Source organism: Luteimonas sp. Soil_N_1 (assembly GCF_057656255.1).
Genome location: NZ_JBDGKS010000001.1, coordinates 1,376,594 through 1,402,357, shown reverse-complemented (window position 1 = coordinate 1,402,357; position 25,764 = coordinate 1,376,594). Strand labels below are relative to the sequence as shown.

Sequence of the window (25,764 nt, the reverse complement as noted above, 5' to 3'; positions counted from 1 at the left end):
GCAGTGGATTTGTCATTCTACCGCTGCATGGGATGCGTTCCGAACTGGAGCGTCTTCCGAGGCCTGCGGCCGCGTTCTCGGCGGGTGCATGGCACCGGCCGGGCGCGACCCGTCAGCCTTCCCTTTCCAGGCGCGCGATCTCTTCGGCACGCGCGGCGAGGATCAGTGCGGCGGCGCGGACCTCGTCGAGGTCCTCGATGCCGAACTCGACCACTTCGTCCGCGCCGAGGTCCGACAGGTCCTCGCTGGTGCGGATGCCATTGGCGGCCAGCGCGTACGCGGTCGCCTCGTCCATGCCGTCGAGCGCCAGCAGATCGTCGGCGGGCGCGTGCTCGTCGAGGTCCTCTTCGACAGCCAGCGCGTCGTTGAGCAGCGAGTCGCGTGCACGGCCGCGCAGTTCCTCGACGATGTCCTCGTCGAAGCCCTCGACCGCCAGCAGCTCGCCGACCGGCACGTAGGCGATTTCCTCGACGGTGCTGAAGCCCTCGGCGACCAGGATGCCGGCGATTTCCTCGTCGACTTCCAGCTTCTCCTGGAACAGGGCGCGCGCCGATGCCTGCTCGGCATCCGACTTCGCGGTGACCTGGTCCTGGGTCATCACATTGAGCTGCCAGCCCGACAGGCGGCTGGCGAGACGCACGTTCTGGCCGCCCTTGCCGATCGCCTGGGCGAGCTTGTCTTCGGCGACCGCCAGATCCATCGAGTGCTTGTCTTCGTCGACGACGATCGACTGCACTTCGGCCGGGGCCATCGCGTTGATGACGAACTGCGCCGGGTTGTCCGACCACAGCACGATGTCGACGCGCTCACCGTTCAATTCGTTCGACACCGCCTGCACGCGCGAACCGCGCATGCCGATGCAGGCGCCGATGGGATCGGTGCGGGTGTCGTAAGCCAGCACGGCGATCTTGGCGCGGTCGCCCGGATCACGTGCACAGGCCTTGATCTCGACCAGGCCCTGGCCGACTTCCGGCACTTCGAGCTTGAACAGCTCCATCATGAATTCCGGCGCGGCGCGGCTGATGAACAGCTGCGGGCCGCGGGGCTCGCTGCGCACGTCGAACAGGAAACCGCGCACGCGGTCGCCGGCGCGCACGACATCGCGCGGAATCGCCTTGTCCTTCGGAATCAGCGCTTCGGCGTTGCCGCCGAGGTCGACATAGACGTTGCCGCGCTCGACGCGCTTGACCACGCCGGTGACCAGCTCGCCCACGCGATCCTTCCACGCATCGACGACCTGCTGGCGCTCGGCTTCGCGCACGCGCTGCACGATGACCTGCTTGGCGGCCTGTGCGGCGATGCGACCGAAGTCGACGTTCTCGATCTGTTCTTCGATGTAATCGCCGACCTCGACGCCTTCGGCTTCATCGACGGCGTCCATCAGGCGCAGCTGGCGATCCGGCGATTCCATGACGACGTCGTCGGCCACCACTTCCCAGCGGCGGAAGGTCTCGTAGCTACCGTCCTTCGAATCGATCGCGACGCGGGTCAGCACGTCCTGGTCCACGTAGCGCTTCTTGGCGGCAGTCGCCAGCGCGGCTTCGATGGCCTCCAGGATCACGGATTCCGGTACGCCCTTCTCGCTGGCGACCGCGTCGACGACCAGCAACAGTTCCTTGCTCATCTTTTCATTCACTCCGCACCGGTCGACGGATCCGTCGACCGCTTGTTGTCACGTGGTGTGTGGTTGGCCTTGCGGGTCGCACCGGTAGCGCGGCCGTTCTCTTTCTTGTCCTTCGACGCGGCGAGGCCCAGCGCGGCCCAGTCGGGCACCACGCGGGCCTTTTCGATGTTGTCGGCCTGTGCGGTGAACGCATTGCCGTCGACGTCGAACGTCACGGTGTCGCCTTCGACCGCGGTGATGCGACCGGTCAGGCGACGGCGCCCGTCCTGCGGCAGCTTCAGGCCGACCTTGACGGTCTGACCCTGGAACTGCGCGAACTGGGCGACGTTGAACAGCGGACGGTCGATCCCGGGCGACGACACCTCGAGGGTGTAGTTGCCGGTGATCGGATCTTCGACGTCGAGCTGCGCCGACACTTCGCGGCTGACCGCCTCGCAGTGTTCGATCGTCACGCCCTGCCCGCCCTCGCCTTCGGGATCGGCCTGACCGGCCTCGGCGTCCGCCGGCACATCGATGTAGATGCGCACGAGCGCGCCACCCGGCGCTGTCAGGTATTCGATGCCCAGCAGTTCGAGCCCGAGGGCCGCGACCGTCGGTGCCAGCAATTCCGTGAGTTGAGTCGCCTTGTCCGCCACTGGTCCCTCGTCGGTTGTGTGTCCGGTACCGCACGATCGACGCCGCTGGGGGCGCGCCGCGATGACCCGGGGCGCCTGCGGTTTTCCGATCGTGGAAAACGACAAAGGGCCCTGAGGGCCCCTTGTCCGATACCACTGGATGTCGGCGCCGAAGCGAAGCAGTTGCTTCGGCAAAGCCCAGATTCTTCGCGCCGGATGCACCCTGGAGTGCGTCCTCTGTACCGCGTTGAATGTGGTAGCGGGGGCAGGATTTGAACCTGCGACCTTCGGGTTATGAGCCCGACGAGCTGCCAGACTGCTCCACCCCGCATCAGAAGCGGAATTATGAAGATTTCTCTTCGATATTGCAAGAAGTTTCGAGCGATTCCGCGTCCCTCGAACTTCCCCCGATCACCACATTGCAGTGACCGGGCGCGCATCTTAACCAGATGACGCGCGTATTACCAGCGCTGAAACGATTAGGCTGCGAATGCCTGCTGGCACCACGCCATCAGCGGGCTGAAGAACGGCACGACGACCAGCAAGGCCAGCACGTTCAGTGCGAACACCACGCGCATCGGCGTCCCGGCGCGCTGCGCCATCGGCGCGGCCTCGGGTGCGTCGAAGTACATGACCTTGATCACGCGCAGGTAGTAGAACGCGCCGATGACCGCGAACACGATGCCGACGATCGCCAGCCACAGCAGATCACCCTGCAGGGCGCCCTGCAGCACTGCAAGCTTGGCCCAGAAGCCGAGGAACGGCGGCACACCGGCGAGCGAGGCCATGATGCACAGGACCATGCCGGCCATCCACGGGCTGCGCTGGTTCAGGCCCTTGTAGTCGTCGATGCGATCGGCTTCGAAACCGTTGCGCGACAGCATGACGATCGCGCCGAACGCGGCCGCCGACATCACCGCATAGCTGACGACGTAGAACATCGCCGACGCGTAGCCCACCTGCCCGCCACCGGCGAGGCCGAGGAACAGGAAGCCGACGTGCGAGATCGTCGAATACGCGAGCATGCGCTTGAGGTTGGTCTGGGCCAGCGCGAACAGGTTGCCGACCACCAGCGACAGCGCGGCGAGGATCGACAGCAGGATCTGCGCCTGGTCGTGCAGCGGGCCGAGCGCGGTTTCCATCAGGCGCCAGGCCATGCCGAACGCGGCGATCTTGGGCACCGAGCTGATGAAAGCGACGATCGGCGTCGGCGCACCGTGGTAGGTGTCGGGCAGCCACATGTGGAACGGCGCGGCGCCGAACTTGAACGCGATGCCGACGATCAGGAACACCATGCCGGTCAGCATCAGCACGCGACCGTCGTCCGAAAGACCGCCGATCGCATCGTTGATCTCCGGCAGCGACAGCGTGCCGGTGGCGCCGTAGATCAGCGACATGCCGAACAGCAGCATGCCGGACGCCAGCGCACCGAGGACGAAATACTTCATCGCCGCTTCGGAGGCCAGCTTGCTGTCGCGGTCGCAGGCGACCAGTGCGTAGGAACACAGCGCCAGCAGTTCCAGACCGACATAGACCATCGTCAGGTTGTTCGCCGACACCAGCAGCATCATGCCGGCGGTCGTGAACAGGAACAGCACCGGGATCTCGCCCTGGTACAGGTCGCGCTCGCGCAACCAGGTCCAGGCGTAGCCCAGCGCCACGGCGCCGACCACGAGACCGGCGACCTTGAGCACGTCGGCACCACCATCGCGCACGAACATGTCGGCGAGGATGCTGCCGTGACTACCGACACCGAACACAATCAGCGCGGCGGCGGCAAGCATCGTCGCGACGGCCAGCACGTGGGTGATGATCCGGCGGCGCGGGTCGATGAACAGGTCGAGCATCAGCAGGGCGAACGCACCCAGCACGATCACGAGCTCGGGCACGATCGGGCCCAGCTCGGCCAGCGTGCGGATGGGAGGCGTCATCGGGGCAGAAATCATCGCAACGGTGTCCTTAAAGCTTGCTTGCGGCGATCAGGTTCGCCAGTTGCGCGATGGACGGCTCCATCAGATCGGTCAGCGGCTTGGGATACACGCCGATCAGCAGCGTGCCGGCGGCGAACACGCCGAGCACCAGTGCTTCGCGGGCGTTGATGTCCTTGAGCGCCGCGACGTGCGCATTCGACACTTCGCCGTACAGCACGCGCTTGACCAGCCACAGGGTGTAGGCCGCACCGATGATCAGCGTCATCGCCGCGAAGAACGCGATCAGCGGATGGCTCTGGAACGCGGCCAGGATGACCATGAACTCGCCGACGAAACCCGAGGTGCCCGGCAAGCCGGAGTTGGCCATTGCGAACAGCACGTAGAACGCAGCGAACCACGGCATCACATTGGCGACGCCGCCGTAATCCTTGATGTTCCGGGTGTGCATGCGGTCGTAGAGGATGCCGATGCAGGAGAACATCGCACCGGAGATGAAGCCGTGCGAGACCATCTGCACCATCGCGCCCTGCAGGCCGAGACGCGCGGCGTCGGAACCACCCTGTACGTCGCGCATCAGCGCGAACGCGATGAACACACCCAACGTCACGAAGCCCATGTGCGACACGGAGGAATACGCGACCAGCTTCTTCATGTCCTGCTGGACCAGTGCCACCAGACCCACGTAGACGATCGCGATCAGCGACAGGCCGATGACCAGCCAGGCCCATTCGTGGCCCGCATCCGGCGTGATCGGCAGATTGAAGCGCAGGAAGCCGTAGCCACCGATCTTCAGCATGATCGCCGCCAGGATCACCGAGCCGCCGGTCGGCGCCTCGACGTGCGCATCCGGCAACCAGGTGTGCACCGGGAACATCGGCACCTTCACCGCGAAAGCGGCGAGGAACGCGAAGAAGATCCACATCTGCTCCGTCGACGACAGGCGCAGTGCGTACAGATCAGGCAGCTGCCAGCTGCCGGCCTGGATGTACAGATAGATCAGCGCGACCAGCATGAAGACCGAGCCGAGGAACGTGTACAGGAAGAACTTCACCGACGCGTACACGCGGTTCGCGCCACCCCAGACACCGATGATGATGAACATCGGGATCAGCATGGCTTCGAAGAACACGTAGAACAGCATCGCGTCCACGGCCGAGAACACGCCGACCATCATGCCTTCGAGGATCAGCATCGACGCGAAGTACTGCGACACGCGCTTCGTCACCGAACCCCACGCGCCGATCAGCACGAGCGCGGTGGTCAGCGTGGTCAGGATGATCAGCGCAATCGAGATGCCGTCGGCGCCGAGGTGGTACTCGATGTCGAGCGACGGAATCCACTCGCGCCGCTCAAGGAACTGCAGGCCCGCGTTGCCGTAGTCGAAACCGGTGAACAGCGGAATGCTGAGGACGAAGACGAGCAGCGCGAACGCCAGCGATACCCAGCGCGCCGCGTCGGGGCGGCGTTCGCCCAGAGCGAGCACGCACGCACCGCCGAGGATCGGCAGCCAGATCAGGAGACTGAGAAGAGGCCAGTTCGACACGTATCGTATTCCGTCAGCGCCAGTACTTGATGAGGATGGCCAGAAGCACGATCAGGCCCACGATCATCGCGAAAGCGTAGTGGTAGAGAGCACCGGACTGCAGCCGGCGGACAACGCCCGAGACCAGACCGACGACGCGCGCCGGACCGTTGACGAAGACACCGTCGATCACCTTGGTATCGAACACCCGCGACAGCTTGCCGAGGCCGACACCGCCGCCGGCGAAACCGCCGATCCACAGGTCGTCCATGCCGTACTTGTTCTCGAGCACGCGGATGGGCAGGCGGAACACGTGCGCGGCCTTCGCCGCCAGCTCGGGCTTCCACCAGTACATGACGGTCGCCAGCACGAAGCCCGCGACGACCAGCCAGAACGCCGGCGCCATGAAGCCGTGCAGCGCGAACGCCGCCGGGCCGTGCCACAGCTCTTCCTTCAGCGCGGCCAGCACGTCGTTGGACGCCAGCACGTGGATCACGCCGTCGAAGAACCCGCGCACTTCGTGATGGCCGGTCCAGTCGGTGCCGAACAGCATCGGGCCGGCGGTGAAGTAACCGATCAGGATCGACGGGATCGCCAGCAGGATCAGCGGCAGCGTCACGACCCACGGAGATTCGTGCGGCTCGTGCGGACCGTGATGGCCATGGTCGTCGTGCGCATGGTCGTCGTGACCGGTCGCTGCGACCGCATGGCCGTGGCCGTCGTCGTGCAGCGGCTCGTGATGCGTCTCGTGGCCGTGCGCGTCATGCGCGGCATGGGCGTCGGACGCATGCGCGTCGCGGAAACGCTCCTTGCCGAAGTACGTCATGTACAGCAGGCGGAAGCTGTAGAACGAGGTCACGAACGCGCCCAGCAGCACCGACCAGTACGCGTACTGGAATACCCAGCCGCCACCGTCGCTGGCGTGCTTGGCCGCCTCGATGATCGTGTCCTTGGAGTAGAAGCCGCTGAAGAACGGCGTGCCCACCAGGGCCAGCGTGCCGATCACGCTGGTCCAGAACGTGATCGGCATGTACTTGCGCAGGCCGCCCATCTTGCGCATGTCCTGCTCGTGGTGCATGCCGATGATCACCGAGCCTGCGGCCAGGAACAGCAGCGCCTTGAAGAACGCGTGCGTCATCAGATGGAACACCGCGGCCGAGTACGCCGACACGCCGAGCGCGACGGTCATGTAACCCAGCTGCGACAGCGTCGAGTACGCGACGACGCGCTTGATGTCGTTCTGCACGATGCCGATCAGGCCGGTGAAGAAGGCCGTGGTCGCACCGATAAAGAGGATGAACTGCAGCGCGGTTTCCGACAGTTCGAACAGCGGCGACATGCGCGCCACCATGAAGATGCCGGCGGTGACCATCGTCGCGGCGTGGATCAGTGCCGAGATCGGGGTCGGGCCTTCCATCGAGTCGGGCAGCCACACGTGCAGCGGCACCTGGGCCGACTTGCCCATCGCGCCGATGAAGAGGCAGATGCAGACCAGGGTCGCGACCGACCACTCGAAACCGGTGATCACCTCGATCGTCTGGCCGCCACCGATGGTGGAATCCGCCGCGGCGAACACGGTCGCGTAGTCGAGACTGCCGAACCAGTACAGCACGCCGGCGATACCGAGCAGGAAGCCGAAGTCGCCGACGCGGTTGACCAGGAACGCCTTCATGTTGGCGAACACCGCGGTCGGCTTCTTGAACCAGAAACCGATCAGCAGGTACGACACCAGGCCCACCGCTTCCCAGCCGAAGAACAGCTGCAGGAAGTTGTTGCCCATCACCAGCATCAGCATCGAGAAGGTGAACAGCGAGATGTAGCTGAAGAAGCGCTGGTAGCCCGGGTCCTCGGACATGTAGCCGATGGTGTACACGTGCACCAGCAGCGACACGAACGTCACCACGACCATCATCATCGCGGTGAGGTTGTCGATCAGGAAGCCGACGTGCGCCGAATAGTTGCCGACTTCGAAGAACGTGTAGACGTTCTCGTTGAACGTCGGCGCGCCCTGCATCAGCTGCCACAGCGTGTAGATCGACAGCGCGCAGCTGATCGCGACACCCGCGATGGTGACCGTGTGCGCACCGGCGCGGCCGACCTGGCGGCCGAACAGGCCGGCGATGATCGAGCCCAGCAGCGGCGCGAGGACGATCGCGACCAGCGTGGTCTGGGAAATCATGATCTCGGAAACAGCGTTCTCCATGCCCGGATCAGCCCTTCAACGTGTCGAGTTCGGCGACATTGATCGTGCGCCGGTTGCGGAACAGCGTGACCAGGATCGCGAGACCGATCGCGGCCTCGGCCGCAGCCACGGTGAGAATGAAGAACACGAAGATCTGCCCGGCGGCGTCGCCGAACTCGCGCGAGAACGCGATGAAGTTGATGTTGACCGCGAGCAGCATCAGCTCGATCGACATCAGCAGGATGATCACGTTCTTCCGGTTGAGGAAGATGCCCGCGACGCTGATGCAGAACAGCACCGCGCCCAGTGAGAGGTAGTGTCCCAGCGCGAGGCCGGTCCCGAACAGCTCGGTCATTTCGCTTCTCCCTCGCCTTCGCCCGGTGTGGGCTCGACGACCGGACGCACCGCGTCCATCTTGACCACGCGCATGCGATCGGACGCCCGCACGCGGGCCTGCTCGCCCGGATTCTGGTGCTTGGTGCCGGGACGGCGGCGCAGCGTCAGCATCACCGCGGCGATGACCGCGACGGTCAGGATGACCGCGGCGACTTCGAACGGCAGCAGGAAGTCGGTGAACAAGCGGCGTGCGATCCACACCGTGTTCGATACGCCCGCCTCGTCGACCGCATCGGCGGCGAATGGCGCCATCTTCGCGCGGACGCCGATCAGGGTGACGATCTCGACCAGCATCACCACCGCGACGATCAGGCCGACCGGCAGATAGCGCACGTAGCCTTCGCGCATCGGCGCGACGTCCACGTCGAGCATCATCACCACGAACAGGAACAGCACCATCACCGCGCCGACGTAGACCAGCACCAGTGCGAGGCCGAGGAACTCGGCGCCGACCAGCAGCCAGGTGCAGGCGGTGGAGAAGAACGTCAGCACCAGGAACAGCGCCGCGTGCACCGGGTTGCGGGCACTGATCACCGCCACCGCGGACATCACGGTGATCGCGGCGAAGACGAGGAATGCAATCAGGTCGAAATTCATGACTTACCTGTACGCGGAGTCGGCGGCGCGGCGTTCTGCGATCTCGCTCTCGAGACGGTCGCCGATCGCCAGCAGCTGCGGCTTGGTCACGATGTTCTCGCCGCGGTTCTCGAAGTGGTACTCGTGCAGATGGGTCTCGACGATCGAGTCCACCGGGCACGACTCCTCACAGAAACCGCAGTAGATGCACTTGAACAGATCGATGTCGTAGCGCGTGGTGCGGCGGGTGCCGTCCTCGCGCTGTTCGGAATCGATCGTGATCGCCAGCGCGGGGCACACGGCCTCGCACAGCTTGCACGCGATGCAGCGCTCTTCACCGTTGGGATACCGGCGCAGCGCATGCAGACCGCGGAAGCGCGGCGACTGCGGGGTCTTTTCCATCGGGTACATCAGCGTGTACTTGTCCCGGAACAGATACCGGAAGGTCAGTGCCATGCCGCCGAGCAACTCGAGCAGCAACAGGCCCCTGAACCATGCAACGAACTTGGCCATTACTGCCCTGCCTCGAAGATTCCGAAGTACGCCATCAGCGCGGTGACCACGATCCAGCCGATGCTGATCGGAATGAAGACCTTCCAGCCCAGCCGCATGATCTGGTCATAGCGGTAGCGCGGGAACGAGGCGCGAAACCAGATGAAGCAGCTGGCGAAGAAGAACACCTTCGCGAACAGCCACCACCAGCCGTCGACCGACAGCAGCGGAATGCCCCAGCCCTGGAACGGCGACAGCCAGCCGCCGAGGAAGAAGATCGCGACCAGGAAGCTGATCAGGATCATGTTCGCGTATTCGGCGAGGAAGAACAGCGCGAACGCCGACCCCGAATATTCGACCATGTGACCGGCGACGATTTCCGACTCGCCCTCGACGACATCGAACGGTGCGCGATTGGTCTCGGCGACACCGGAGATGAAGTAGATGACGAACAGCGGCAGCATCGGCAGCCAGAACCAGTCGAACAGGCCCTTGCCGCCGGCTTGCGCCATGACGATCTCGGACAGGTTCAAGCTGCCCGCACCGACCATCACGCCGACGAGCGCGAAGCCCATCGCGATCTCGTAGCTGATCATCTGCGCCGAGGCGCGCATCGCACCGAGGAACGCGTACTTCGAGTTCGACGCCCAGCCGGCGAGGATGATGCCGTAGATACCGAGCGAGGTCATCGCCAGCAGATACAGCAGACCGGCGTTGGCGTTCGACAGCACCAGCTGCGCATCGAACGGCACCACGGCCCAGGCCGCGAATGCAGGCGCCAGCGTGATCAGCGGCGCCAGCACGAACAGCACGCGCTGCGCGTTGGTCGGCTGGATGACTTCCTTGAACAGCAGTTTGAAGACGTCGGCGAAGGCCTGGAAGATGCCCATGCCCACGTACATCGGACCGTGGCGCTGATGCATCCAGCCCAGCAGCTTGCGCTCCCAGACCACATAGAACGCGACGCAGATGATCACCGGCATCGCGATCAGCAGGATCTTGAGCACGATCCACAGGATCAGGCCGATCGCGCCCAGCGACATCAGCCAGTCGTACAGCGGCGCCGACAGATCGCCCAGCAGCGATGCGGTGTTGGTCACGCCGGTTTGGGTCGCACTCATGCCGCCACCACCTTGACCTTGCCGGCCGACAGCGCCGCCGTGGCGCCGTAGCCCGATTCCACCCACGCCGCGCCCGGTGCGACGCGATCGTCGATCGCCACCTGCAGCGTCGCGGTGCCCACCGCGTTCGAGACCTTGGCCATGCCGCCATCGGCAACTTGGCTGGCGACCGCGTCGTCGGGATGCAGCACGATGCGCGGACCCAAGGTCAGCGGATGCGACTGCAGCGCGGCAGCGCGACGGGTCAGACCGTCGACGCGATAGATCGCCTGGCTGACGGCCAGCTCGAAGCCATCACCATCGACGACCGGCGCCGCGGAAGCGGCAACCGACACCGCCCTGCCCTGCAGGCCCGCACGCAGACCGGCGAGATCGGTGAACTCGAAGCCCGGAGCTTCGAGCGCACCACCGAGGGCACGCAGCACACGCCAGCCGGAACGCGCGTCGCCCGGCAGCTTGCCGGCCGCGGTGGCCTGCTGGTCGCGGCCTTCAAGATTGGTCAGCGTTGCGTCGATTTCGGCGAGTGCGCCGATCGGCAGAATCACGTCGGCGACGCTGCGCGTGGACTGGCAGGCGAAGTGGCTGAAGGCCACGACCTGCGCCGCGCCCAGCGCCTGCAACGCCTGCGCCTGGTCGGCGAAGTCCAGACCCGGCTCGATGCCGTAGATCACATACGCGCCGCGGCGCTCGGCCAGCATCGCGTTCGCATCGCGCGAGGTCGGCAGCACGCCGAGACGCGACAGACCCAGTGCGTTTGCGCCATGCGGAATGCGACACAGCGACGCGCCGGTGTCCGCGGCGAGTGCAGCAGCGGCCTTGCGGATATCGGCCGCGTGCGCGCTGGCTTCCGCCTGCGCACCGACGATGATCGCCGCGTGCTTCGCGCCGCGCAGCGCGTCGCCGAGCTCGGCGACCTGCAGCGTTTCGGCGATCTTCGACGGCGCCACGATGGCCTTGTCTTCGATGTCGAAGGTGAACTCGAAATCGACCGGATTGACCACGTACACCTTGGCGCCGCGCTTCCACGCCTGACGCACGCGGTGATGCAGCAGCGGCACTTCGTGGCGCAGGTTGCTGCCGACCAGCAGCACGACATCCGCCTGCTCGAGTTCGGCGACCGGCATCGCGAAGGCTTCCGCGATGGCGCCATCGGAGAGATCGCGCTGGGCGATGCGGTGATCGAGGTTGCCGGTGCCCAGGGCCTCGGCCAGACGTGCCAGCAGCGCGCCCTCCTCGTTCGAGGTCGACGGATGCACCAGCACGCCGAGTTCGTCGGCCGCGTTGTCGCGCAGGATCTTCATCGCGCGCTCGAGCGCCTCGTCCCACGAAACCTCGCGCCACTGCCCGCCGTCCTTGACCAGCGGATGCACCGCACGGTCATCGGCCGTCAGGCCCTGGTGCGAATAGCGGTCGCGGTCGGAGATCCAGCACTCGTTGACCGCTTCGTTGTCGCGCGGCACGGTGCGCATCACGTCGCCGCGGCGCAGGTGATGGAACAGGTTGCTGCCCAGCGCGTCGTGACCGCCGAGCGATTCGCGCGCGATCAGTTCCCACGGACGCGCACGGAAGCGGAACACCTTGTTGGTCAGCGCGCCGACCGGGCACACGTCGATGACGTTGCCCGACAGTTCGGTTGTCAGCGGCTTGCCGTCGTAAGTGCCGATCTGCAGATTCTCGCCGCGCTGCATGCCACCCAGCTCGTAGGTGCCGGCGATTTCAGCGGTGAAGCGTACGCAGCGCGTGCACTGGATGCAGCGCGTCATTTCGGTCGCGACCAGCGGACCGAGGTCCTCGTCGGCGACGACGCGCTTGCGCTCGGCGAAGCGGCTGACCGAACGGCCGTAACCGAGCGAGAGATCCTGCAGTTCGCACTCGCCGCCCTGATCGCAGATCGGGCAGTCGAGCGGATGGTTGATCAGCAGGAACTCCATCACGTTGCGCTGCGCCTTGAGCGCCTTCTCGTTGCGCGTGAAGACCTTCAGGCCGTCCATCACCGGCGTGGCGCAGGCCGGCGACGGCTTGGGCGCACCGCGGCCGCCGACTTCGGTGTCGACCAGGCACATGCGGCAGTTCGCGGCGATCTCGAGCTTGTCGTGATAGCAGAAACGCGGGATCGGAATGCCGGCCTTGTCGGCGGCATGAATGATCATCGAGCCCTTGGGCGCGGCCAGTTCGACGCCGTCGATGAAGACGGTGACGTGGTCGGGCGGCAGGTTCGGATTCACGGGTTGCGCGCTCATGCGGCGACCGCCTTGGGCACCACGGTGCCGTTGCGCTGGTCGTCGACGAGGAAGCGCTTGTTGACAATCGCGTACTCGAATTCGTCCCAGAAATGGCGCAGGAAGCCCTGCACCGGCCATGCGGCCGCTTCACCGAACGCGCAGATGGTGTGTCCCTCGATCTGGCCGGCCGCAGCCCGCAGCATCTGCAGGTCTTCGACCGTCGCCGTGTGGTCGGCGATGCGGCACAGCATGCGGTACATCCAGCCGGTGCCTTCGCGGCACGGCGTGCACTGGCCGCAGCTCTCCTTGTAGTAGAAGCGCGCGATGCGTCGGCACGCGCGCACCATGCAGGTCGTGTCGTCCATGACGATCACCGCGCCCGAGCCGAGGCCGGAACCGGCCTTCTGCAGCGCGTCGTAATCCATCGTCAGGCCCATCATCGTCTCGCCCGGGAGCACCGGCATCGACGAACCACCCGGAATCACGCCCTTGATCGTGCGGCCTTCGCGCATGCCGCCGCACAGCGCCAGCAGATCGGCGAACGAGGTGCCCAGGCGGATTTCGTGGTTGCCCGGCTTGGCCACGTGGCCGGAGACCGAGAAGATCTTGCAGCCGCCGTTGTTGGGCTTGCCCAGATCCATGAACCACTGCGCGCCGTTGCGCACGATCGCCGGCACCGACGCGTAGGTCTCGGTGTTGTTGATCGTCGTCGGCTTGCCGTACAGACCGAAGTTGGCCGGGAACGGCGGCTTGAAGCGCGGCTGTCCCTTCTTGCCTTCCAGCGATTCCATCAGTGCGGTTTCTTCGCCGCAGATGTATGCGCCCGCGCCGAGCGCGTTGTAGATGTCGACGTCGATGCCCGAGCCGAGCAGGTTCTTGCCCAGCCAGCCGTTGGCATAGGCCTCGGCGGTGGCTTCTTCCAGATGCTCGAAGGGCTCGTGGTGGAACTCGCCGCGCAGGTAGTTGTAGGCCACCGTCGAGCCGGTCGCGTAGCACGCGATCGCCATGCCCTCGATGACCGAATGCGGGTTGTAACGCAGGATGTCGCGGTCTTTCGCGGTGCCCGGCTCGGATTCGTCCGAATTGCAGAGAATGTACTTCTGCATCTCGCCCTTGGGCATGAAGCTCCACTTCAGACCGGTCGGGAAGCCCGCGCCGCCGCGGCCGCGCAGGCCCGACTGTTTGACCATCTCGATCACGTCGGCCGGCGGAATCTTCTCTTCGAGAATCTTGCGCAGCGCGCTGTAACCACCCGTCTTGAGGTAGTTCTCGTAGGACCACGGCTTGTCGAAATGCAGCGTGGTGTAGACCGCCTGGTGTTCCTGCGGCGCAGGCCCGACGGGCCCGTAACCTTCGGAAGACTTGGGATGGTGATGTGCCATGTCCGCGCGATGCCTTACTTCAGACCGTCGATCAGCTCGTCCACCGTCTCGGGTGTGAGCTTCTCGTGGTAATGACCGTTGATGACCACGACCGGCGCGCCGCAGCACGCAGCGACGCACTCTTCCTCACGCTTGAGGAAGACGCGACCGTCGGCGGTGGATTCACCCAGCTTGCAGCCCAGCTTCTTCTCCGCGTGCGCGACGAGATCCTCGGCGCCGTTGAGCCAGCAGCTGATATTGGTGCAGAACGCGACGTTGTTGCGGCCGACTTTCTCGGTCTCGAACATCGAGTAGAACGTCGCGACCTCGTAGGCCCATACCGGCGGCAGACCCAGATACTTGGCGACGCCGGCGATCAACTCGTCGGTCAGCCAGCCGTTGTTCTGCTCCTGCGCCGCGAACAGACCCTGCAGCACCGCGGACCGCTTGCGGTCTTCGGGGAACTTGGTCAGCCAGTGGTCGATGTGCGCGCGCGTATCGCCGCTGAGCACGACCATCGGGTCGACGTTGCGGGCGTTCTCGAAATTGCCAGTCGCCTTCATCGGTCGACTTCTCCGAACACGATGTCATAGGTACCGATCATCGCCACCACGTCGGACAACATGTGTCCGCTGGTGATGGCGTCCATCGACGAGAGGTGCGCGAAACCGGGCGCGCGCAGATGCACGCGGAACGGCTTGTTCGCGCCGTCGGAGACCAGGTAGCAGCCGAACTCGCCCTTCGGCGCTTCGACGGCGCTGTAGGTCTCGCCGGCGGGCACGCTGTAGCCCTCGGTGAACAGCTTGAAGTGATGGATCAACGCTTCCATGTCGTCCTTCATCGACTCACGCGACGGCGGCGACACCTTGTAGTTGTCCAGCATGACCGGGCCGGGATTCGCCCGCAGCCAGTTGACGCACTGCTGGATGATCTTCGCCGACTCGCGCATTTCGAACACGCGCACGAGGTAGCGGTCGTAGCAGTCGCCGTTGACGCCCACCGCGATGTCGAAATCGACTTCGGCGTACTTGGCGTAAGGCTGCGTCTTGCGCAGATCCCACTCGACGCCCGAACCACGCAGCATCGGGCCGGTCATGCCCCAGGCCTTGGCCAGGTCCGGCGGAATCACGCCGATACCGACGGTGCGCTGCTTCCAGATGCGGTTGTCGGTGAGCAGGGTCTCGTACTCGTCGACGCGCTTGGGGAAATCCTTCGCGAACGCCTCGAGGTAATCGAGCATCGAGCCGCCGCGCCACTTGTTGAAACGCTTGAGCTTCTCGCCCTTGCGCCAGCGCGACTCGGCGTACTGCGGCATCTGCGCCGGCAGATCGCGGTAGACGCCGCCGGGACGGTAATAGGTCGCGTGCATGCGCGCGCCCGACACCGCCTCGTAGACGTCCATCAGTTCTTCGCGCTCACGGAACGCGTACAGCATCACGGCCATCGCACCGAGATCGAGCGCGTTCGAGCCCACCCACATCAGGTGGTTGAGGATGCGCGTGACTTCGTCGAACAGCGTGCGGATCCACTGCGCGCGCTCGGGCGCCTCGATTCCCATCAGGGTCTCGATCGCGCGCACGTAGGCGTGCTCGTTGCACATCATCGACACGTAGTCGAGGCGATCCATGTAACCGATGGACTGGTTGAACGGCTTCGACTCGGCCAGCTTCTCGGTGCCACGGTGCAGCAGGCCGATGTGCGGATCGGCGCGCATCACGGTCTCGCCGTCCATTTCCAGGATCAGGCGCAGCACGCCGTGGGCGGACGGATGCTGGGGACCGAAGTTGAACGTGTAGTTGCGGATTTCCTGCTTCAGCGCTTCCGCACTCGGCGTCGCATTGGTGTGCAGCGAGGTGGTCGGCACGGCGCTCACTTGGCAGCCTCCACGCGACGCGCGGCCTGTTCGCCACTTGCGGTCGCGAAACGGGCGTCGTCACGGATCACGCGCGGCACGCCGACACGCGGTTCGACCGAGGTCACCGGCTCGTACACCACGCGCTTGCGCTCGGCGTCGTAACGCACTTCGACATTGCCGATCAACGGGAAATCCTTGCGGAACGGATGACCGACGAAACCGTAGTCGGTCAGGATGCGGCGCAGATCCGGGTGACCTTCGAAGATCACGCCGAACAGATCGAACGCTTCGCGCTCGAACCAGTTCGCGACCGGCCAGAGCACGGTCAGCGAAGACACCACCGGCAGATCGTCGCTGGGCGCGAAGCACTTCAGCATCACGCGCTGGTTGTGCTGGAGCGACAGCAGCTGCGCGACCGCGGCGAAGCGGCGCTGCGGCACCGGAATATCGGCTTCGCCCTGCGGCTGCGAGACCTGGCGGCTGCCGGTTTCGCCGAATTTGAAACGGCCCGGCCCGCGACCTTCGACGCCACGGCTGAAGCCTTCGGAGGACACGTCGGTGTCCCACTCGTCGCTGCCGTGACTCAGATAGTCGACACCACAGACGTCGATCAGCATTTCGAAACCGAACTCGTCGCGCAAGGCGCGCGCGGTGTCGAGCCAGTCGCCGGCGGTGGTGATCGTCACCTCGCCGCGCGGCAATGCGACTGCCACGTCGGCGTCGGAATAGCGCGCGCGCAGGCGCGCCGCGAACGCGGTGGAGGACTCACGCATCGCGCTGCCCCGTCTTGGTGTCGCCGAAGTTGGTGGCGCGGCGGATCTTCTTCTGCAACTGCAGGATGCCGTAGATCAGCGCTTCGGCCGTCGGCGGGCAGCCCGGCACGTAGACGTCGACCGGCACGATGCGATCGCAGCCGCGGACCACCGAATACGAGTAGTGGTAGTAGCCGCCGCCGTTGGCGCAGCTGCCCATCGAGATGACCCACTTCGGATCCGGCATCTGGTCGTAGACCTTGCGCAGCGCCGGGGCCATCTTGTTGACGAGGGTGCCGGCCACGATCATCACGTCCGACTGGCGCGGCGACGGGCGGAACACCACGCCGTAGCGGTCGAGATCGAGGCGCGCCGCACCGGCGTGCATCATTTCCACCGCGCAGCAGGCGAGACCGAAGGTCATCGGCCACATCGAGCCGGTACGTGCCCAGTTGAGCAGCACATCGGAACTGGTCGTGACGAAACCGCGCTCGAGCAGCGGGTTCTCGCCTTCCGGGCGCAGGATGTCGTCCACGCGGCCTTCCGGCAGCGGGTTGTTCATCAGGCGCGCGACGGTCTGGTTCACTCCCATTCCAGCGCTCCCTTCTTCCACACGTAGACGAAGCCGAGCAGCAGCATGCCGGCGAAGATGCCCATCTCGATCAGACCCAGCACGCCGAGTTCGCGGAACACGGTGGCCCAGGGCACGATGAAGATGATTTCCAGATCGAAGACGATGAACTGGATCGCGATGAGGTAATAGCGCACGTCGAACTGCATGCGCGCGTCTTCGAAGGCTTCGAATCCGCACTCGTAGGGCGACAGCTTTTCCAGCGTCGGGCGCTTGGGCCCCAGCAGGTTGCCAATGATCAGCAATGCAATGCCGATCCCCGTGGCAACGATCAGGAACAGCAGGGTCGGCAGATATTCGGCCAGCACTCGGATGTTCTCTCGGCTACGGCCGCGATGTGCGGCCTTGGCTCGGCGCCTCTAAACGCCGCATTCTCGAAGCGTCGAAGCGCTTCACGAAGGCCGGGCGATGCACGTGGTGTGCGATCGCCCGATCGCGGCAATTGTACCGTTTACAGAACTCATGAGTAAACGATTTCCGACCCCGCCGGACCGCTTGACCGGAACTTCCGGTGATGCAGCCGGACAACGCACGGGCGCGTCGCGAGAATGATTCGCGTCCACACCTGAAACGCCGGATCGGATACGAAAAAGCCCCGCTTGCGCGGGGCTCTTCGTTCGCGGACACGACTCGCATCGTGCCGCTTTTTCCGGTTGGTGCCCAAGAGGGGACTCGAACCCCTACGACCTAAGCCGCTACCACCTCAAGGTAGTGCGTCTACCAATTCCGCCACCTGGGCTGATCAACCTGAAACCGTCTGCCTGGCATGCCGCCCGGCGAGCCGCGCATTGTACCCCTGATCAATCGTTCTGGGGAGCCTGCTGCGGCGATTCCTGCGAAGAATCTTCCTGCGCGGGCGGCGCTGCGGGAACAGCACCTTCCGCAGCCGGTGCCGCCGGCACCGTCGCGTCGGCGGGCGCCTGCGGCGCAGCCGGCGCACCCTCGACCGGAGCCGTCGGGACCTCGCCGCCCATCACGCCCAGATCCATGTCCAGCGCATTCGGGTTGGCGCGGTGCATCGCGTACCACGCCATGAACAGCGTGATCGCGAAGAAGGTGATCGCCAGCCACTTGGTGGCCTTGGAGAGGAAGTTCGACGAGCCACGGGCGCCGAACACGGTCGCCGAAGCGCCGCCACCGAAGCCGGAGCCGGCTGCGGCGCCCGAACCGCGCTGCATGAGGATCAGCGCGATCATCGCGATGGCGATGATGACGAACAGGATATTGAATACGGTCAGCAGCATTGCGTCGGTGCTCTGGGGTGCCCGCAAGCGGGCCTTGTGTCGGAAGCGCCGCCCGCGCTCAGCGCGCGGCCGCGGCGACGATGGCCAGGAAGTCGTCGGACGCCAGAGAGGCGCCGCCGATCAACCCACCGTCGACATCGGGCTGCGCGAAGATCGCGGCGGCGTTGTCGGGCTTGCAGCTGCCGCCATACAGCAAGGGCAGCGAATCGGCGATTCTAGCATCCTGCTTCGCGACCACGCCACGCAGGAACGCATGGACGGCCTGCGCTTCCTCGGGGCTGGCGGTCAGACCGGTGCCGATCGCCCAGACCGGCTCGTAGGCGACGATCGCGCCGTCGAACGCGGCCACGCCGGCCTCGGCCAGTACCGCCTCGACCTGTGCGGCGATGACGGCCTCGGTGCGCCCGGCCTCGCGCTGCTCGCGGGTCTCGCCCACGCACAGGATCGGCACCAGGCCCGCAGCGCGGGCGGCGACGAACTTCTGCGCGACCAGCGCGTCGTCCTCGCCGTGGTACTGGCGGCGCTCGGAATGGCCGACCAGCGTGTAGACGGCGCCGACATCGGCCAGCATCGAAGCGGCCACTTCGCCGGTGTAGGCACCCTTGGCATGCGCGCTGACGTCCTGCGCACCGAAGGCCACGCCACGTCCGCCATGCGACTGCGTCAGCAGGGGGAGATACGGGAACGGCGGGAGCACGATCGCTTCCACCCCGCCCGGCAGGCCGGCGGCGATGCCCTCGACGAGATCGGTGGCGAAATTGCGGCTGCCCTGCAGCTTCCAGTTGCCGGCGACGATCCTGCGGCGCATGGGCGACTCCTTGTGACGAGGGGCGCAAAGGATAGCCGATGCACCCGCCGGCCCGGTTCAGGGACCGGTGACGTCGCCGTGCATCGGCGCGAGCTGGCGCAGCAGCCGGTTCTGCGCCGCGACCGGCACACGCCGACGCTCCATCACCAGAATCAGGTCTTCGACCAGCGCGTTGAACTGCGCCGTGGTGATGCCGCGGCCCGCGTGCGCCTCTTCCATCGACAGACCGTCGTAGCGGCACGGGCCGCCGGACACGCTGCAGAACTGGGTGATGAGCATGGCGCGCAGGCGCACGATGTTGGCCAGTGCGAACTGGAAGTTGATGCGCGGATCCTCGACGACCACGTCGAGCAGATCGTCGACGATGCCCTCGATGCCGACCTGTCCGCCCAGGTCGCGATAGACCGAGTCGTCGACCGGCGCGGGTGCAGGCGCAGCGGGACGCGTGGCGCAGGCGGATACACCGCAGGCCAGCACGGCCGCGACCAGCACCATCCGGATGCGCGCGCGACTCACCATCAGAAGCTCGCCTGCACGGACAGGTAGGCGCCGCGCTGGCGCTGCAGCGTGGCGATGTCACCCAGATCGACCCACGCACCGACGACGGCGACGCGCTTGCTCGGGAACCAGGCGACGAACACGTCGCGCCAGTCGTCCTCGCGGGCGAAACCGAGGTTGTCCGGCTTCTGCCGGTATTCGATGCCGACCGCCCAGCGCGGATCCAGCAGGACGGCGGCACTGCCTTCTGCGACGACGCTGTAACCGGAGCGGCGGTCGCCGCCGAACCCGAGCAGGCCGGCCTGGTTGGCACGCGTCGCGCGCAGGGTGCCGTTGAGCAACAGGTTGCGACCGCCGGCCGCAGCCAGCATCAGGCGCGATGCGCTGAAGTAGACATCGATGCCGTCGTCGTCGCGTGCGCCGACCAGCGACGGCACCTGGAAATCCAGCTGGCGCTTGGCCTGCACGCCGAGCGAGATCTGCGGGCCACGTCCGTAGACCAGATCGCCGCGCAACCGCAGCTTCGCGCCGAGCACGTCCTGGCGGAAGCGCGCCGTCGGCAACGACAGGGTGTCGCGCAGCGTGTCGAGCGAGAACGCCTGCCGCGCGATCGACAGTTCGATGCGGTTGTCCCAGCTCCAGGCAGCGCCGATGACGTCGAGTCCGTAGTCACCGGTGCGCACCGCGGTCACGAAGGCGGTGCCGCCCTGCTGGTCCTCGGTGCCGTAACCCGCGAGCACCGCCCAGGGCACCAGCCCGCCGCCCGCAGCGCCTTCGATCTGGCTGGCCCCACCGGTCGCGAGCAGGCGCGCGTCGCCCGCCTGGCAGGCCAACGCCGGCAGGCACTCAAGCGCCGCGACTGCCAGCGCGCGAATGTGGCGCGTCATGCGTCGGCCTGCTCGCGCTGGAAGCGCATGCACCAGTCGACGAAGGCCTCCGGCGGCAGCGGCCGCGAGAACAGATAGCCCTGCACCATGTCGCAGTGGAGCGCCTCGAGGATCGCCAGACTCGCTTCGCCTTCGACCCCCTCGGCGATGACCTTCAGCCCCATGTTGTGGCCGATCTCGATCGCCGAACGCACGATCACCGCATCGCCGCTGTCATTGCCCAGATCGGCAACGAAGCTCTTGTCGATCTTGATCTCATCCACCGGCAGGCTGCGCAGCTGCGCGAGCGAGGAATGCCCGGTGCCGAAGTCGTCGATCGACAGCCGCACGCCCTGCCCGCGCAGCCGGTGCATCGTGGTGCGCGCGGCTTCGAGATCGCGCATCACCGTGTGTTCGGTGACTTCCAGCACCAGGCTGCGCGACGGCACGCCGTGGACCTGCAGGCGCTGGGCCACGTACTCGGGCAGATCGCCGTCGACGAGATCCATCGGTGACAGGTTCACCGCGACGCCTTCGATCAGGCCCTTGGCGATCCACGGCGCCGCCTGGCGCAAGGCCTCGTCGACGACGTGGTGGGTGATCGCGCGGATCACTCCGGAGCGTTCTGCCAGCGGAATGAACTCGTCGGGCATCACGTCGCCATACTCGGGCGTGGTCCAGCGCAACAGCGCTTCGACGTGCACGACACGGCGGCTGGCGAGATCGATCTTGGGCTGGAACACCAGCCGGAACTGCTGCAGCTCGAGTGCGTAACGCAGCAGACCCATCAGACCGACCTGACGCAGGTGATGTTCGTCGTCGCCGGCCCGGTAGACCAGCACGCGCACGTGCTGCTGCTTGGCCTCGTACATCGCGATGTCGGCGCGGCGCAGCAGCGTGGCCGCGTCGTCGGCATGGCCCGGATAGACCGCGACACCGATGCTGGCTTCCAGTCCGACCTGGGTGCTTTCGAGCCGGAACGGCGTCTCCAGCACCTGCGCGAGCTGGCGCGCGCGTTCGCAGGCCGCGTCGGCATCCGCGTCGTCGAGCACCACCAGGAATTCGTCGCCACCGAGACGCGCGAGCAGATCCTCGCCACGCACCGCCGCGCGCAGGCGATCGGCGACGCCGGTCAGCACCGCATCGCCGTAGGCGTGGCCGAGCGCGTCGTTGATCTCCTTGAAACGGTCCAGGTCGAGGATCAGCACTGCGCAGTTGCGGCCCTGCTGGCGGGCGCGTTCGATCGTGCGTTCCAGCACGCCGAGCGCGTGACCGCGACTGGGCAGGCCGGTGAGATCGTCGTGCGTGGCCTGGAAGCGGATGCGCGCTTCGCGTTGGCCGATCTCGCGCTGCATGCCGTTGAAGGCACGGGCGAGATCGGCGAGTTCATCGCGGCCGCGCACCGGCAGCGTGGTGTCGTAATCGCCGGCGCCGATCCGGCGCGCGGCATCGGCCAGACGCTGCACCGGCCGTGCGATGCCCTGCCCCACCAGGACCGCCAGCACCGCTGCAACCAGCGCGGCGAACCCGGCCAGCCACAGGATCTGGTCGCGCAGGCGGTGATACGGCGTCAGCGCTTCGTCCAGATCGGCCAGCAGCATGACCTGCACCTGGCGGCCGGACATCAGCGCGGCGCTGAAACTGTGTGCGGCGTAGTGGCGGCCATCGAGCGCGAGATCGACATCGGCGCCATCGATGGCGCGCGCGGCCCGGCGGTCGAGACGCAGCGCCGCGGTCTGTGCCTCGGGCAGGGTCGAGGCCAGCACGCGGACGTAGTCGCCGTCGTCTTCGACGAACACCACGTCCATGCCGATGATGCCGCGGTAGCGCCGCGCCAGTGCTTCACCGTAATGCAGACCGACCGCCGCCCAGGCCACGCGCCGCGGCGCCATGACCGGCACCACCGCCATCAGGAACGGCCGCGCGTCGAGCAGCACCACGCCCGTGGCGCGGCCGTTGGCTTCGGCCTCGGCCAGCAGCGGCGCCATCGCGCGCGCGGTTGCCGGATCGTCTTCAGGACCGATCGACACCTGCACCGCGCCATCGGGCGCGAGCAGCAGCGCGACATCGGCATCGATGCGCATGCCGTGGTTGAGCAGCGCGATTTCGGCCGTCGGCTGGTCCTGCGTGGCGACCGCGGCGCGGAATGCGAAATCGTTGGCCAGCACCGACACCGATTCCTGCAGCCGCTCGGCGCTGGCTGCAGACAGCTGCGCCCAGACGCGCTCGCTGACCTTGAGCTGGTCGCCCAGCTGCTCGCGCACCGCGCGCTCGGCGGCGAGACCGACGATCGTCAGCGTCGCGACCTGGGCGCCGATCAGCAGCAGCAGGAATCCAAGGACGATCCGGCCCCGGAACCCGAGTCCGCGCCGGGGCAGCAAGCCCTCATCCGCCACGCTTGAGACTCCGGAACCGCTCCTGCAGATGGCGCAGACGCGCGTCGGCGGGTTGCGGCGGGGGCCGCGCGGCCTCCAGTTCCAGCGTGACCCGCTCGACCCGTGTCGCCCCCACCTGCACGCGACGTGTCACGCGCGCGCCGGGGCCGTCGTCGAGCCGCTCGTGCCAGACCTGCAGCGTGTAGTCGCCCGCCGGTGCGTCGATGCGCGCAGCGCCATCCAAACCGGTCGTGGCGAAATACGGGGTGTCGAGCACCACCACATAGCCGAGCATCCAGTCGTGGATGTTGCAGCCCAGCTCGACCACGCCCGGCGTGTCGAACACCACCGGCTGCGCCTGGCGGCCACTGTAGAGCGGCAACTCGAAGCGCTGCGCGGGCGAGAACGAATAGACCTGGTGGCGGAAATTGTCGCTGTTGGGAAACCGCACCCGGCTGCCGGTGGTGACCGGCAGGACATGCGGTACGAACTCGGCCTGGCGCTGGTCCATCTCCGCCGACATCGGTCGTACCGCGGCGCGCGCGGCCGACGAATGCAGGCTCACGACCGCACCCTCCAGGTGTTCGCCGGCCCCGTCCACCGCCACGGTCAGCGATGCGGCCGCCGCGCTGCCCATCGCGCAGACGCCCAGCGCACACAGGCACCACTGCCTCACCCACAGGCGCAGCCTGTTCGACGCGATCATGTTCCCGATTCCCCAGTACCGCCGCATGCGGACGGCGCATGCATTGCACCAGAAGCGTTCCCGCTGCGCTACCGGTTTCTGGCGTTTCCCGGCGGGTTTTTCGCGGCGTTTGCACATCCGTCCGGCCGCCGATACGCGCTGGAAAAGTGTGCGACGGATCCCACGGGTTCAAAACCACGTTGTTCACGTTGCAAAATAGACGTGCACCGGCATTCGCCGGTGCTTTCGTGTGTGTCGAACCGTGTCCGTGTCCGATGGAGATCCCAATGCGTCTACCCGTTCTCGCTGCGCTCGCCTGCGCCCTCATGCCCCTGTCCGCATTCGCCGTCGAGGAGGGCTGGAGCGGCAGTGGCGAGCTGGGTCTGGCGATTTCCAAGGGCAATACGGACAGCGAGACCGTGGTCGGCAAGTTCAAGCTCGCCCGCGAGGACGACACCTGGAAGCATTCGGTGCTCGCCTCGTTCCTCTACGGCACCAGCGACGGTCTGGAAAACGCGCGCCGCTACGAGCTGTTCGGCTCCTCGGGCTACCGCTTCGCCGAGCGGCACTACGTGTTCGGTTCGGGCCGCAACGAGCGCGACCACTTCAGCAGCGACGAATACCAGACCACGATCGCCGGCGGCTACGGCTTCGAGGCCTTCATGTCCGAGGAGACGAAGCTGGTGTTCGAGATCGGCCCGGGTTACCGCTGGTCCAAGGAACAGGACGTGCGCGTGCACAACAACGAGGCCATCGCGCGCGGCTTCATGGATTTCAGCCACCAGCTGACGGAAACGACGCGACTGTTCGACACGCTGTTGATCGAATCCGGCGGCGACAACACCTTCGTGCGCAACGAGTTCGGCGTACAGGTGCGGATGACCGATGCGCTGGCGCTGAAGGCCGGCTTCGAGATCCGCCACAACACCGATGTGTCCGACGATCGCCGCCGCACGGACCGGCTGACGACGGTCAATGTGGTCTACGGCTTCTAGAAACTCGCGATCCCCAATGACGGAAACGGCGCCCTCGGGCGCCGTTTCTGCTTGCATCTGACGCCACTGACGCCCTACTTCAGCTTGATCTCGCGCAACCGCTCTTCGAGATAGCCCTGCGCGGTGATCGCTTCGGGATAGCGGCTCGGATTGTCGGCGGTCACCGTCGACGGCAGCACGTCGATGACGAAATCCGGATTCGGGTGCAGGAAGAACGGCACCGAATAACGCGGCTTGCGCGCCTGCTCGCCCGGCGGATTGGTCACGCGGTGCGTCGTCGACGGATACACGTGATTGGTCAGGCGCTGCAGCATGTCGCCGATGTTGACGACGATGGTGTCGGCGTCCGAGGTGAAGGGCACCCACTCGCCACGCGACGACTTCACTTCCAGACCCGCCGCCGACGCGCCGACCAGCAGCGTGATCAGGTTGATGTCCTCGTGCGCGCCAGCGCGCTCGTTGGGGATGTCGTCCGAGGTGATCGGCGGGTAGTGGATCGGGCGCAGGATCGAATTGCCGTAGTCGGTCTTGTCGACGAAGTAGTCCTCCGGCAGACCGATGTGCAGCGCCAGCGCCGACAGCACCTTCGAGCCCAGTGCATCGAGCGTCTGGTACAGGCCGTAGCCGTGTTCACGGAAGCCCGGCACTTCGGTCGGCCACAGGTTCGGCTGCATCACCTCGCGGTACTTCGAATCGTCCGGAATCTCGCGGCCGATGTGCCAGAACTCCTTGAGGTCGAAGTGCTGGGCGCCCTTCGCGGTCTCGACGCCGAACGCGGTGTAACCGCGCGCGCCGCCACCGCCGGTCACGTGGTACTGCTTCTTGGTGGCTTCGGGCAGCGCGAAAAACGCCTTGAACACATCGTAGGCGCCGTCGATCTGCGCCTGCGGAATGCCGTGGCCGTTGATGCCGGCAAAGCCCCACTCACGGTAGGCGGCGCCGAGTTCGGCAACGAAAGCCTCGCGGTCCGTGTCGAAGCGGCGGATGTCGAGCGTGGGAATACGGGGGGGCATC

Annotated in this window: 24 protein-coding genes and 2 tRNA genes; 1 reads left to right on the top strand and 25 read right to left on the bottom strand. The window is 66.2% G+C overall.

Annotation, left to right across the window (positions count from 1 at the left end; genetic code table 11):
• Nucleotides 1–112: 112 nt before the first annotated feature.
• The 24 genes from nusA to AC3A4E_RS06365 form a co-directional block, all read right to left on the bottom strand.
• Nucleotides 113–1,624, bottom strand: a complete 1,512-nt coding sequence (gene nusA, locus AC3A4E_RS06480; RefSeq protein WP_487630694.1) for a transcription termination factor NusA — start codon at nucleotides 1,622–1,624, stop codon at nucleotides 113–115.
• 8 nt (nucleotides 1,625–1,632) lie between these two features.
• The gene (gene rimP / locus AC3A4E_RS06475; RefSeq protein ID WP_487630693.1) at nucleotides 1,633–2,259 is read right to left on the bottom strand and encodes a ribosome maturation factor RimP; all 627 of its coding nucleotides are present in this window, start codon (nucleotides 2,257–2,259) and stop codon (nucleotides 1,633–1,635) included.
• A gap of 233 nt (nucleotides 2,260–2,492) precedes the next feature.
• Nucleotides 2,493–2,569: transfer RNA gene (locus tag AC3A4E_RS06470), tRNA-Met, on the bottom strand.
• 148 nt (nucleotides 2,570–2,717) lie between these two features.
• Nucleotides 2,718–4,181: an NADH-quinone oxidoreductase subunit NuoN gene (gene nuoN / locus AC3A4E_RS06465; RefSeq protein ID WP_487632035.1), complete on the bottom strand. Its 1,464-nt coding sequence runs from the start codon at nucleotides 4,179–4,181 to the stop codon at nucleotides 2,718–2,720.
• 16 nt (nucleotides 4,182–4,197) lie between these two features.
• On the bottom strand, nucleotides 4,198–5,712 hold the full coding sequence (locus AC3A4E_RS06460) for an NADH-quinone oxidoreductase subunit M (protein ID WP_487630692.1): 1,515 nt from the start codon (nucleotides 5,710–5,712) through the stop codon (nucleotides 4,198–4,200).
• Nucleotides 5,713–5,725: 13 nt separating this feature from the next.
• Nucleotides 5,726–7,894 (bottom strand): NADH-quinone oxidoreductase subunit L, encoded by a 2,169-nt coding sequence (gene nuoL / locus AC3A4E_RS06455; protein WP_487630691.1) that lies wholly within the window; start codon nucleotides 7,892–7,894, stop codon nucleotides 5,726–5,728.
• 7 nt (nucleotides 7,895–7,901) lie between these two features.
• Nucleotides 7,902–8,228: an NADH-quinone oxidoreductase subunit NuoK gene (gene nuoK, locus AC3A4E_RS06450; RefSeq protein WP_055247260.1), complete on the bottom strand. Its 327-nt coding sequence runs from the start codon at nucleotides 8,226–8,228 to the stop codon at nucleotides 7,902–7,904.
• Complete coding sequence (locus AC3A4E_RS06445) at nucleotides 8,225–8,866, bottom strand: NADH-quinone oxidoreductase subunit J (protein WP_232136879.1); 642 nt, start codon at nucleotides 8,864–8,866, stop codon at nucleotides 8,225–8,227. The genes nuoK and AC3A4E_RS06445 overlap by 4 nt, the downstream gene beginning before the upstream one ends.
• Nucleotides 8,867–8,869: 3 nt before the next feature.
• Nucleotides 8,870–9,358 carry an NADH-quinone oxidoreductase subunit NuoI gene (nuoI, locus tag AC3A4E_RS06440; RefSeq protein WP_159679473.1) on the bottom strand — a complete coding sequence of 163 codons (489 nt, stop codon included), beginning with the start codon at nucleotides 9,356–9,358 and terminating at the stop codon, nucleotides 8,870–8,872.
• Nucleotides 9,358–10,380: an NADH-quinone oxidoreductase subunit NuoH gene (nuoH, locus tag AC3A4E_RS06435; RefSeq protein WP_425491117.1), complete on the bottom strand. Its 1,023-nt coding sequence runs from the start codon at nucleotides 10,378–10,380 to the stop codon at nucleotides 9,358–9,360. The genes nuoI and nuoH overlap by 1 nt, the downstream gene beginning before the upstream one ends.
• 74 nt (nucleotides 10,381–10,454) lie before the next feature.
• Nucleotides 10,455–12,698, bottom strand: coding sequence for an NADH-quinone oxidoreductase subunit NuoG (gene nuoG / locus AC3A4E_RS06430; protein ID WP_487630690.1), 2,244 nt, complete (start codon nucleotides 12,696–12,698; stop codon nucleotides 10,455–10,457).
• On the bottom strand, nucleotides 12,695–14,062 hold the full coding sequence (nuoF, locus tag AC3A4E_RS06425) for an NADH-quinone oxidoreductase subunit NuoF (RefSeq protein WP_465073739.1): 1,368 nt from the start codon (nucleotides 14,060–14,062) through the stop codon (nucleotides 12,695–12,697). Before nuoF ends, nuoG begins: the two co-directional genes overlap by 4 nt.
• A 14-nt stretch (nucleotides 14,063–14,076) precedes the next feature.
• Entirely contained in the window at nucleotides 14,077–14,604 is a 528-nt protein-coding gene (gene nuoE, locus AC3A4E_RS06420; protein WP_232136885.1) for an NADH-quinone oxidoreductase subunit NuoE, read from the bottom strand.
• Nucleotides 14,601–15,905, bottom strand: coding sequence for an NADH-quinone oxidoreductase subunit D (locus AC3A4E_RS06415; RefSeq protein ID WP_232137349.1), 1,305 nt, complete (start codon nucleotides 15,903–15,905; stop codon nucleotides 14,601–14,603). Before AC3A4E_RS06415 ends, nuoE begins: the two co-directional genes overlap by 4 nt.
• Nucleotides 15,906–15,910: 5 nt before the next feature.
• Nucleotides 15,911–16,669 (bottom strand): NADH-quinone oxidoreductase subunit C, encoded by a 759-nt coding sequence (locus AC3A4E_RS06410; protein WP_487630689.1) that lies wholly within the window; start codon nucleotides 16,667–16,669, stop codon nucleotides 15,911–15,913.
• The gene (locus AC3A4E_RS06405) at nucleotides 16,662–17,240 is read right to left on the bottom strand and encodes a NuoB/complex I 20 kDa subunit family protein (RefSeq protein WP_159679482.1); all 579 of its coding nucleotides are present in this window, start codon (nucleotides 17,238–17,240) and stop codon (nucleotides 16,662–16,664) included. The genes AC3A4E_RS06410 and AC3A4E_RS06405 overlap by 8 nt, the downstream gene beginning before the upstream one ends.
• The gene (locus tag AC3A4E_RS06400) at nucleotides 17,231–17,587 is read right to left on the bottom strand and encodes an NADH-quinone oxidoreductase subunit A (RefSeq protein WP_159679484.1); all 357 of its coding nucleotides are present in this window, start codon (nucleotides 17,585–17,587) and stop codon (nucleotides 17,231–17,233) included. The genes AC3A4E_RS06405 and AC3A4E_RS06400 overlap by 10 nt, the downstream gene beginning before the upstream one ends.
• Nucleotides 17,588–17,933: 346 nt before the next feature.
• Nucleotides 17,934–18,018, bottom strand: a tRNA-Leu gene (locus tag AC3A4E_RS06395).
• 61 nt (nucleotides 18,019–18,079) lie between these two features.
• Nucleotides 18,080–18,523, bottom strand: a complete 444-nt coding sequence (secG, locus tag AC3A4E_RS06390; RefSeq protein WP_487630688.1) for a preprotein translocase subunit SecG — start codon at nucleotides 18,521–18,523, stop codon at nucleotides 18,080–18,082.
• 58 nt (nucleotides 18,524–18,581) lie between these two features.
• Nucleotides 18,582–19,331 carry a triose-phosphate isomerase gene (tpiA, locus tag AC3A4E_RS06385; protein WP_487630687.1) on the bottom strand — a complete coding sequence of 250 codons (750 nt, stop codon included), beginning with the start codon at nucleotides 19,329–19,331 and terminating at the stop codon, nucleotides 18,582–18,584.
• 57 nt (nucleotides 19,332–19,388) lie between these two features.
• Nucleotides 19,389–19,847, bottom strand: coding sequence for a group I truncated hemoglobin (locus tag AC3A4E_RS06380; protein ID WP_487630686.1), 459 nt, complete (start codon nucleotides 19,845–19,847; stop codon nucleotides 19,389–19,391).
• Between the two features lie 2 nt (nucleotides 19,848–19,849).
• Entirely contained in the window at nucleotides 19,850–20,716 is an 867-nt protein-coding gene (locus tag AC3A4E_RS06375; RefSeq protein ID WP_487630685.1) for a DUF3034 family protein, read from the bottom strand.
• Nucleotides 20,713–23,076, bottom strand: a complete 2,364-nt coding sequence (locus tag AC3A4E_RS06370) for a putative bifunctional diguanylate cyclase/phosphodiesterase (RefSeq protein WP_487630684.1) — start codon at nucleotides 23,074–23,076, stop codon at nucleotides 20,713–20,715. Before AC3A4E_RS06370 ends, AC3A4E_RS06375 begins: the two co-directional genes overlap by 4 nt.
• 4 nt (nucleotides 23,077–23,080) lie before the next feature.
• On the bottom strand, nucleotides 23,081–23,776 hold the full coding sequence (locus tag AC3A4E_RS06365; protein WP_487630683.1) for a methylamine utilization protein: 696 nt from the start codon (nucleotides 23,774–23,776) through the stop codon (nucleotides 23,081–23,083).
• Between the two features lie 266 nt (nucleotides 23,777–24,042).
• On the opposite strand from AC3A4E_RS06365, the gene AC3A4E_RS06360 reads away from it, so the two are divergent.
• A complete protein-coding gene (locus AC3A4E_RS06360) occupies nucleotides 24,043–24,750 on the top strand; it encodes a DUF481 domain-containing protein (protein WP_487630682.1) in 708 nt (235 codons plus the stop codon).
• Nucleotides 24,751–24,824: 74 nt separating this feature from the next.
• Here AC3A4E_RS06360 and AC3A4E_RS06355 read toward each other — a convergent pair whose 3' ends face one another.
• Nucleotides 24,825–25,763 (bottom strand): isopenicillin N synthase family dioxygenase, encoded by a 939-nt coding sequence (locus tag AC3A4E_RS06355; protein WP_487630681.1) that lies wholly within the window; start codon nucleotides 25,761–25,763, stop codon nucleotides 24,825–24,827.
• Nucleotide 25,764 lies beyond the last annotated feature (1 nt).